At 57.6% G+C, this 8,679-nt stretch carries 9 protein-coding genes; 3 read left to right on the plus strand and 6 right to left on the minus strand.

Features of this window, described 5'->3' with window-relative positions; translation table 11 throughout:
* The 3 genes from AC1XOS_RS16340 to queD form a co-directional block, all read right to left on the minus strand.
* Positions 1-887, minus strand: an 887-nt coding sequence (locus AC1XOS_RS16340; RefSeq protein ID WP_481963288.1) for a polysaccharide biosynthesis/export family protein, incomplete at its 3' end; no start/stop codon positions are given.
* Entirely contained in the window at positions 884-2,815 is a 1,932-nt protein-coding gene (locus AC1XOS_RS16345) for a GumC family protein (protein ID WP_481963289.1), read from the minus strand. The genes AC1XOS_RS16340 and AC1XOS_RS16345, both read right to left, overlap by 4 nt.
* A gap of 10 nt (positions 2,816-2,825) precedes the next feature.
* On the minus strand, positions 2,826-3,197 hold the full coding sequence (queD, locus tag AC1XOS_RS16350) for a 6-carboxytetrahydropterin synthase QueD (protein ID WP_481963290.1): 372 nt from the start codon (positions 3,195-3,197) through the stop codon (positions 2,826-2,828).
* A 70-nt stretch (positions 3,198-3,267) separates the two neighbouring features.
* Here queD and AC1XOS_RS16355 point away from each other — a divergent pair, with 70 nt between their 5' ends.
* The 3 genes from AC1XOS_RS16355 to AC1XOS_RS16365 are packed head-to-tail and all read left to right on the plus strand — an operon-like array spanning position 3,268 to position 4,715.
* Positions 3,268-3,432, plus strand: coding sequence for a GyrI-like domain-containing protein (locus AC1XOS_RS16355; protein ID WP_481963291.1), 165 nt, complete (start codon positions 3,268-3,270; stop codon positions 3,430-3,432).
* Entirely contained in the window at positions 3,407-3,601 is a 195-nt protein-coding gene (locus tag AC1XOS_RS16360) for a GyrI-like domain-containing protein (RefSeq protein WP_481963292.1), read from the plus strand. The genes AC1XOS_RS16355 and AC1XOS_RS16360 overlap by 26 nt, the downstream gene beginning before the upstream one ends.
* A 25-nt stretch (positions 3,602-3,626) precedes the next feature.
* The gene (locus tag AC1XOS_RS16365) at positions 3,627-4,715 is read left to right on the plus strand and encodes a substrate-binding domain-containing protein (protein ID WP_481963293.1); all 1,089 of its coding nucleotides are present in this window, start codon (positions 3,627-3,629) and stop codon (positions 4,713-4,715) included.
* A gap of 65 nt (positions 4,716-4,780) precedes the next feature.
* Here the strand turns inward: AC1XOS_RS16365 and AC1XOS_RS16370 are convergent, their stop codons facing one another.
* The 3 genes from AC1XOS_RS16370 to AC1XOS_RS16380 all read right to left on the minus strand — a co-directional run bounded on the left by AC1XOS_RS16370 (position 4,781) and on the right by AC1XOS_RS16380 (position 8,516).
* Entirely contained in the window at positions 4,781-5,782 is a 1,002-nt protein-coding gene (locus tag AC1XOS_RS16370) for an NAD-dependent epimerase/dehydratase family protein (RefSeq protein WP_481963294.1), read from the minus strand.
* Between the two features lie 72 nt (positions 5,783-5,854).
* Positions 5,855-7,471 (minus strand): copper amine oxidase N-terminal domain-containing protein, encoded by a 1,617-nt coding sequence (locus tag AC1XOS_RS16375; protein ID WP_481963295.1) that lies wholly within the window; start codon positions 7,469-7,471, stop codon positions 5,855-5,857.
* 103 nt (positions 7,472-7,574) lie between these two features.
* Entirely contained in the window at positions 7,575-8,516 is a 942-nt protein-coding gene (locus AC1XOS_RS16380; RefSeq protein ID WP_481963296.1) for a UDP-glucuronic acid decarboxylase family protein, read from the minus strand.
* Positions 8,517-8,679 lie beyond the last annotated feature (163 nt).

Below are 8,679 nucleotides of genomic sequence, written 5' to 3' on the forward strand. Positions count from 1 at the left end.
ACAAAGTCAAGTGAGAGGGGAATCTCCAGCGTGTCTAGGTCTTGCAGGGGGATTTCCGGGATCGTCTCATCGGTGAGGAGGGCGTAGAGATCTATTTTCTGCGTCGTCTCGGGAGAGTTGATCTCGCCGGGTATGGTCTTACGCTTGAGAACCACATGGTGCAGATCACCTGATGCATTGACGACTGAGTAGCCAAACTGGGTGAGTACCGCACGCAGCCCAAAGCGCTCATCTATCTCATGCAGGCCACGGGGACCTTCCCCCTTGACAAAGAGCCGCTTACGAAGCGGCTGGTCCATGGTCAGCGTGTCGCCCTCTAAGAGAAAGACATTCTGCGGGTGGTCGGGATTCTTGAGAATCCCCGTAATATCGAGTGTCAGCGGCGCGGGCCTAGCCGGATTGAGGAGGCGCACCGTGATCCGATCGGGCTGAGGAATGCCTCCCAGAGTCGTGAGCAGCTCGGTGACGCGCCAGCCGTTTCTCAAATCGAGGTCACGGCCAAAGGTCGCATTGCCTCGCACATAGATCCGTCGCATCCGAATCCCAGCCAGTGCTACCTGAACTTGCCCCTTACGCAGGCGCAGCTTGCCCTCTTTTTCAAGCGCTTCCGTGAGCCTCTCCGCCACATCGGCGCAGGTAAGGCCACGCACCGGAATGGGAGTCAGGAGGCGCGGCAGGCGAAGCGCACCATCCACGGGAATCCGTACCGCCCGATTGAGATAGGTGTGGCGATCCACCTCGATCTGAAGCACATCGTCCGTATCAAGCTTATAGTCCGTGGGCACATTGAGCGGAGCGGTGGTTGTGGGGCCACTCACGGGAACGGGCGGTGGGAGCTCCTGCCCTTGTGGAGCGAGCAAGAGATAGGCAGCAAGAAAGGGGGTCATGGTTTTGCCTCCATTTGTAGATCCATCGCAGGGAGAGCGGGAAGCTCTTCCGCAGCAACCACACCGTGGAAGTGTGGGGTGTAGCCATTGGTCAGAAGCCGTCGGGCGCGGGTAACACTCTCTTCAACGGGAGTGTCTGGGGAGGCGACGAGCACGAGGCCACCCGCAATTTTCTCCAGAGGCCCCACCGTGCGCACGTTCCAGACCGCAGGACCGGAGAGTAGAATGAGGTCATTGCCCGCCGCCGCAAGACTTGCCAGAAGCGCCGGTAGTCTCCCAATGGACTGATTATCCACCTCCTCAACGGCCACGCGCACCCCGTCTTGGCCGAGGATATTGGCAAGCTGCACGGCCAGAGTGGCAGCCCGATCATCAGAGCGGACACCGAGGAGCAGCCGCACCGGCACCGGCTCTCCCGACTCGCGGTGTGCCAGCCAGTAGCCAATCTCCCGCAGGCGATCTTCATCGCGTGCGCTGAGATGATCCGAGTTGCCTATTGGGGCCGTCCCCAAGAGAGGAACTCCTCCGACCATCGGGAGCGCAGGCAGAGGCTCCTCAAAACGAAAGACCTCAGGCTGCGGCTTATGGGAGAAATACTCCGCCAAAAGTGCCAGCCCAATTCCCAGAAATAACCCTAGAAACACGGAGAGGATCGTGTTGAGGAGCGGCTTGGGGGAGAGCGGGGAGTCAGGTTTGCGCCCCCAGTCCAGCACACGGACATAGGGCTGCCCCGTCGCCTCTTTGATCGTCGCGGCAATCAGCCCACTCTGTGCCGTTTTGTCGGCTTCCGCAGCCGCCTCAAAGGAAGTGCGCAAGGTAAGAAACTGGAACTGCTTGTCGGAGAGCTGGCTCTGCTCTTTCTCTAGATCCGCTAGAAGTCCCTCCGTCTCAGCGATGGTCTTACGGAGCGAGGCGAGACTGGTGCGAAGCTGAAAAATGCTACTCTGTGTCCCCGTGAAATCAGGGTTGCGCCCTACGCTCTTGCTACCTTGCGAGAAAGCTGCCTTTCTCGCCTCCTGAATGGCTTTTTCCTTGGCGTCAATCTCCTCGTCAAGAGTCTGCACTTCGGGGCTATCTTCTTGATAGTCCAATAGCTTGACCTTTCGTTGAGCTTTGAGGGCAGTGATCTCCGCCTGATAGCCATCAATCACAGGGTTTTTGGTGAGAGTGTAGCCATTGATAACCTCTTTAGGAAGGCTCTTTAGCTGGCTCTCCAGTGAGCTAAGCTGTGTGACAAGCCCCGCTTCTTGCTTTCGTCCCTCTTCCAGGTCGCGGCGCACCCCAATCGTTCTCTCTGCGCGTCCTTTAAAGTAGGCCGATGGCTCCGAGACAGGCATGCCTTTGTTGAAGCGCTCCAGAGCGCGTTCGGTGCGGTTTTTCTCCTGACGGGCCAGTACTGCTGCGGTGCGAAGCCGATCCCGATCCAGCACAATACGGTTCTTGGCATCAGTACGAGCCAGCTCGATATAGAGAACAGCAGCCGTGTTGGCGATTCGCTGCGCCTGTGCAGACGTGGTGCCGCGGCCATTGAAGATCAGTACCTGTCCCCCGCGTCCTCCGGAGAGCTGCAAGCGAAACTGAATCTCATCAAGGCCCATGTCGCCCAGACCCGCTTGAACCCGGAGCTTTTTATAGAACTCCTGGGTCTCGATCTTCTCCATCTCGGTATCGAGCGAGGCATTTCCGCTACTATTTCCCCCGGCAACGAGTCCCAAAAGGCTTCCGAGTCCTCCCACAGGCCCGCTTCCACTACCCGACTCCAGCAACACCCGTGAGCGACTCTCATAGATTGGCGTGATGCGCTTGGTGAGCCAGTAGGTCGCCGTAACTGTCAGCAAGAACACCGAAAGGGCCAGGAGCCAGCGCCGGGCAACAAGGCGCACCAGCTCGCGCAGGGTGATAGGGGGCGGAAGTACTCTCTCGTCCATAGTTCTTGATTCAATCTATCGGGTAGTAAGCGGCGGCTTGACCGGGAGTCTCCCAGACCTCAATTTTATGCACGTGCGCCCCGCTCAGGTCGCACTTTCCGAGCTCCTGGGCGATCCAGTAAGCGATATTCTCCGTGGTCGGAGCCTGCGCCGCGAAGGCAGGCAGCTCATTGAGAGAGTGGTGATCCAGCTCCTCCAAGATTCCCAGGAGCGCTTTCTTGAGTACCCCAAAGTCTACCAACATCCCACTTGCCTCTAGCCGCTCGCCACGGACATAGGCCCGGACAATAAAGTTATGCCCATGCAACCGGGAGCAAGGCCCCGGATAGTTTGGCAGAAAATGTGCGGCAGAAAAATGCCTCTCAACAACCAGCTCATACATGGCAACCCATTATTATATCCTGCCTGTGGCCACCTTTCCGGATTTGGTTTGTTTTTGGTAGTATGCGGCCATGCAAACACAAATTCAAGAACACCCCGCCTTTGTCGTGGTGGGGGTTCGTCATCAAGGCGGCATGCAAAACGGCGAGCTTCCCGCCCTGTGGGAGCGCTACACCCACGATCTCAATGCTCTTGCCTCCACCACACCCGGTGTCTTTCCACTACGCGGTCTTTGACTGTACACTTGCGACGCTGAGTGAGACGATCATGGGAGCCTATAGCACTTGGCTCCCCGGCTCTGATCAGCAGCGCGGCGATGGCCCTGAGTTTGAGCGCTACGATGAAAAATTCGATCTCCCCGAAAAGCCCCTGACGTTCTGGCTACCGATTCATGCAGGAACCTAGAGTCTCTGTCGCGAAATAGTCCGACATGAAGCGACGAACATTACTTTCTCTGGTGCCGCTGGCGGCACTGGCACTGATGACCGGCTGTAAGCCCGACGAGTCTAAGCCGACAGATGCCGGAGCACCCGCTCCTGCAGGGGCACCTAAACCTGCGGGCGGTGATGGGAAGAAGATCAAGGTGGTCTTTATTCCCAAGAACGTGGGAAACCCGTACTTCGATGCGATTGCCAAAGGGATGAAAGAGGTCTGTGAGAAAGAGGGCGCGGAGTTCTCGATGACCGGCCCTGCCCAAGCGGAGGCGACGAATCAGATCAGCTACATCAAGGACGAAGTCCAGCGTGGGGCCAATGTGATCTGTATCGCGGCTAACTCGGTAGATGCGCTCAATGGGACTCTGGATGAGGTGCGGGCTAAGGGTGTAAAAGTGGTGACGGTAGATGCTGATCTTACGGGCAACGAGACGCACCGCGATGTGGGAATCTTCGCCACGGACTTCTCCAAGTTCGGCGGGACGATCTTAGAGACAATGGGCAAGGGGATCAACTACGAAGGCGAGGTGGCGATTCTCTCTGCGACCAGCGACTCGCCCAACCAGAAGCTCTGGGTGGAGCAGATGAACGCGGCATGGAAAGATCCCAAGTACGCCAAGATGCCGCTGGTCGCCACGGTCTTCGGTGACGATAAGCCCGAGAAGAGCGCCACGGAGATGGAGGGCTTGCTCACCAAGTACCCTAATCTCAAAGGCGTGATCGCTCCCACCACAGTCGGTGTCTCGGCAGCGGCGAAAGTAGCCCAGCAGCGCGGTGTCTATCCCGGTGGTGCCAATGCGAAAAATGGCGGCGTGCGGGTCTTTGGCCTAGGACTCCCCAACCAGATGCGTAGCTTTATCAAAGACGGTGTCACGCCCGAGATCATGCTCTGGAGCCCTGTGGACATGGGAAGCGTCTCCGCTTATGTGTGCTTGGCGCTTGCAAAAGGCGAGGCAAAAGCCGAAAAAGGCACCAAGATCAAAGTGGGCGCGATGGGTGAGCGTGAGATCGGCGAGCTCAATAAAATCATGGTAGCTGATCCCACGATCTTCACCAAAGAAAACGTCGACAAGTTCGACTTCTAGCCCCCCGACCCCCAAAATTGGGGGAGATAAGAGGAATTTCCTAGTATTTCCCCCGCTTGCGGGGGTCAGGGGGCCGTTTTAGCGTGCCAGGCGGCCAGCACAGCGGATTCTTTTTCCGGCGTGAGGGTCGCCTTCCAGGCGTTCTCCTGGGGGCGCTGGCTGTCCCAGACAAGCGTGTCGCGGACGGTCTCCAGTGCCGTGCGGTACTTCAAGCCCGCCAGATGGGCACGCTGGGTGCGAGTCGCGCCGCTCTCTTTAAGATCCAGCATGCCGGGAATCCAGAGAGGAAGCTCTAGCCACGGCTGAACCTCCTGCGCCTGGAGAAACGCTTCGCTCGCGTAGGTCACTTGGGCGTTGGAGCCACTGGCCAAGACACAGGTAGCAAGAAGCTGCCCCAGTCCTACCACGGGCCCATCCGCATTAAAGACCCCTGTGCGCTTCCCCTCCAGCATCTGAATCGTCCACTCCGCCAGATCGCGGACATCAATCCACTGTGTGGGAAGCTCTGGGCTGACGGGGGCGAGCACCTCGCCTCCTTGAGCAATTCGGTGAGGCCAGTAGGTAAACCGATCCGACGGATCGTGCGGCCCGACGATAAGTCCGGGGCGGATAATCAGTGCCTGCCCAGGGAACGCCGCCAGCACTTCCTGCTCACAGAGTGCTTTCAGGCCCCCGTAGGTCGCCCCCGTCAGCTCTTCTGTCGTGGGATCCTCCAAGATCGCAACGGGCGAGTCTTCATCGGTTCCGGCTCCTGGCCAGTGAGCGTAGACTGAGACGGTGGAGATAAAGCAGTAGCAGCCTGCACGGCCTGAGAGCTTCTGCGCACTCTTCTGAACGACTTTAGGAAGATAGCCACAGGTATCAATCACCGCATCAAATGTGTGCCCTTCAAGCTGTGCTAGAGCGTCATCGTCTTTTCGGTCGCCAAAGACATGGACAACATCGGGGAAGAGCTCCGGGTTGGTTTTACCGCGATGAAAGAGCGTCAGTGAGTGCCCCCGTTTCTGTGCCGCCTCGACCAAGTGCCGTCCCAGAAAGAGTGTCCCGCCAAGAATCAGTATATTCATGATTTACCCAAAAACAAAAACCCCGGCGCTCTGTAGCTATCAGACTACGAAGCGCCGGGGCTGAGAGAGAGACTACTTCTTGCTGGTAATCAACAGCTTGCCGGTAGCGGGATCGAAGTCCACGTTCACGTCAAGCGCCTTGCCCACGAAGCTCAGCGGCACGATGGTGCGGCCCCGGTCAATAAACGAGGAGCGATCCATCTTCACGCTCTCACCATTGACGGTCGCGGTGGGAGCGCCCACCTTGATGACCACTTCACGATCGGCGTTTACGGCGCGAACCGTGTGGGCTTCGGGTGCCCAGGTGACTTGACCACCGGTGTGCTCGAAGATCTGACGGAACGGTGCGAGTGGGATGCCTGCCTCAATGCGGGGCTCAACATCAAAGTTGATCGTGGCGCCATCAAAGGCCACCATGAGCTTCTTGCTGAACTCATTGGACATTGCGCTGGACAGAACCGGCTTCATTGTCCGTGCGGGACGGGGAGCAGGCTTGGCGCTATTGTGAGGCAGCATCAGCGTGGTGGTTCGGACAGCTTGCGCGGCCACAGAGCTTGCCTTGCGGGCAGCGGCACCGGGCGCAACCGCCGTTGGTCGTCCTAAGACGACTTCCGTGGCAACCATCTGCGGTGCATGAAGCCCTTGTGCAATCGGCATTGCCAGCTTCGTTTCCGTAGCCGCAGGTGTCTTGGAGACGCGGCTTGAGGTAGTGGCAATCGAAGCCTTCATACCAGGCTCAACGGAGCGCGTACTGGACGTGATACCAGGCAGTGTCAACTGGATCGGCTTCACTCCCGATGCAGCACGTACGCCTGCCGCAAGCGCACCGGGGATGGCGGAGAGCTGTGGAGCATTGCGCTCTGCCGAAGTCTTAGTGACCGAAGTTGCAGAAACGGCAGGTGTCTTGCTTCCCAGGTCCTTAATATCGGTGCTGCGGTCCGTGTTACCACCAGGGTTGTTGACAAAGACTTCCATGCGCTGCGTGGTAGCGGCATTGGAAGACTCCAAGTAGCCTGTCGCCTCAATCACGTGCTTGCCATTGGTGACGGTGGTTGTGTCAAAGAGGAAGGAGTACGGCGGGTAGTTCTTGAGGATCTTGAACTGCTTGTCTACGTAGAACGAGACATAGGGGTTCTGGTTCGCGGGAGCGCTGACATCCATCTTGACTTCTACCGTGCCCATCAGCTGCTTGGAAGGCATGGCGCGGAACGCCATCTGAGGAGCACCCGCGGGGCCAACACTCGCAGGAGCAACATTTTCGCTGCCTAGGGTGCCCGCTTTACCTTGGGCAACCACCTGGACATCGGCGGTCGAAACCGCCCCGACCCGGTTGAGAACGCGAACCTGGAAGGTGTGCGTCCCTTCCGCGAGAGTAGAGCCATCTACCTCAAAGGTCAGGACGTTACCAAGGCTAGGCACATCGAGCGTGCGCCCTGCCCACTGCGTCCCATCCACGTAGAGCTCCACGCGGGTGATGGGAGCTGCAGAGCGGCTCTTGAACGAAAAGTCTAGCTTGAAAGAGCCTGCGCCGATAATCTCACCGTTGAGCGGAGTCAGGACACGCAGGTCTGCTGCGATGCCACGGGACACAGGGGTCTGTGCCTGAGCTTGATTCTGAGCCACCATCAAAAGTGAAAGGGCTGTGGGAACGCCGAGCGCTGCCACGCCGCCGAGCCGTCGGATTGCCATAGGTTTTTCCTCGTATATCTCGTCCCCCCGTTTGAGAGGGACAGCAAAACTGTTGGCAGGATAACACAAGGGCTATCCTGCTGTCAAGCCCCTCTTTTTCGGGCTAGACCTTGCCCTTGAAGTACGCAATGGTTGCCCGCAGACCATCTTCCAGGCTGACTTTGGGCTCCCATCCAAGAATCTCACGCGCCTTCGTATTATCCGGACGGCGCTGCTTGGGATCGTCGGCGGTTTTTAGCTCTTCATAGACAATCTCACTTGCCGATTCGGTGAGGCGCTTGATCTCCTGGGCGAACTCTAACATCGTTCTTTCTGTTGGATTACCAAGATTGATTGGCCCAGAGACTTCTTTCGGTGCCTGAGAGAGCTTGTAGATACCATCCACTAGGTCTGCGACATAACAGAAGCTGCGGGTCTGTGTACCCGTGCCGTAGACAGTAATATTGTCGCCACGCAAGGCCTGGCCGATAAAATTTGGCACCACTCGGCCATCATCGAGCCGCATCCGTGGCCCATAGGTATTAAAAATGCGGAAAATCTTGGTATCGACATCCTTAAAGCGCCGATAGGCCATGATCAAAGCCTCGGAGAAGCGCTTAGACTCATCGTAAACACCACGAATTCCGATGGGGTTAACATTGCCCCAGTACTCTTCGGGCTGGGGATGGACTAAAGGATCGCCGTAAACCTCGCTGGTGGAGGCCATTAAAAAGACCGCCTTTTTTGCCAGAGCGAGCTTCAGCGACTGGTGGGTACCTTCCGAATTTACCATCATGATCTCAATGGCCTTTGTGGTAAAGTCCACAGGCGAGGCGGGCGAGGCCATGTGAAAGACAAAGTCCACACCACCGTCGATCTCATAGGACTGACAGACATCTTGCTCGATCAGCGAAAACTTGGGATTGTCTTTTAGGTGGGCGACATTGTCGGGCGAGCCGGTGAGAAAGCTATCGAGAGCGATGACCTCGTGGCCCTCGGCCAGCAGACGGTCACACAGGTGCGAGGGCAGGAATCCTGCGCCTCCGGTAACAATAGATCGGGGCATGGTGCTATTATACCAACTCCAGTCATGGGTTGAGCGGTTGCAAAATTCCTGCCTTGCAGAGCGTGTAGTGAAGCATCTTCACTCGAATCGTACTCCAGAGCCCCGTTAAGGAACGAGAGAAGACTAGATCCACAAATCGGTTCCAGAAGCTGGAGAAAACGGA

The organism is Armatimonas sp. (assembly GCF_964826245.1).

Bases quoted from the DNA above. Each gene is read 5' to 3' on its own strand.
- AC1XOS_RS16345 (WP_481963289.1), bottom strand. From the start codon at position 2,815: ATGGACGAGAGAGTACTTCCGCCCCCTATCACCCTGCGCGAGCTGGTG.
- queD (WP_481963290.1), bottom strand. From the start codon at position 3,197: ATGTATGAGCTGGTTGTTGAGAGGCATTTTTCTGCCGCACATTTTCTG.
- AC1XOS_RS16355 (WP_481963291.1), top strand. From the start codon at position 3,268: ATGCAAACACAAATTCAAGAACACCCCGCCTTTGTCGTGGTGGGGGTT.
- AC1XOS_RS16365 (WP_481963293.1), top strand. From the start codon at position 3,627: ATGAAGCGACGAACATTACTTTCTCTGGTGCCGCTGGCGGCACTGGCA.
- AC1XOS_RS16370 (WP_481963294.1), bottom strand. From the start codon at position 5,782: ATGAATATACTGATTCTTGGCGGGACACTCTTTCTGGGACGGCACTTG.
- AC1XOS_RS16375 (WP_481963295.1), bottom strand. From the start codon at position 7,471: ATGGCAATCCGACGGCTCGGCGGCGTGGCAGCGCTCGGCGTTCCCACA.
- AC1XOS_RS16380 (WP_481963296.1), bottom strand. From the start codon at position 8,516: ATGCCCCGATCTATTGTTACCGGAGGCGCAGGATTCCTGCCCTCGCAC.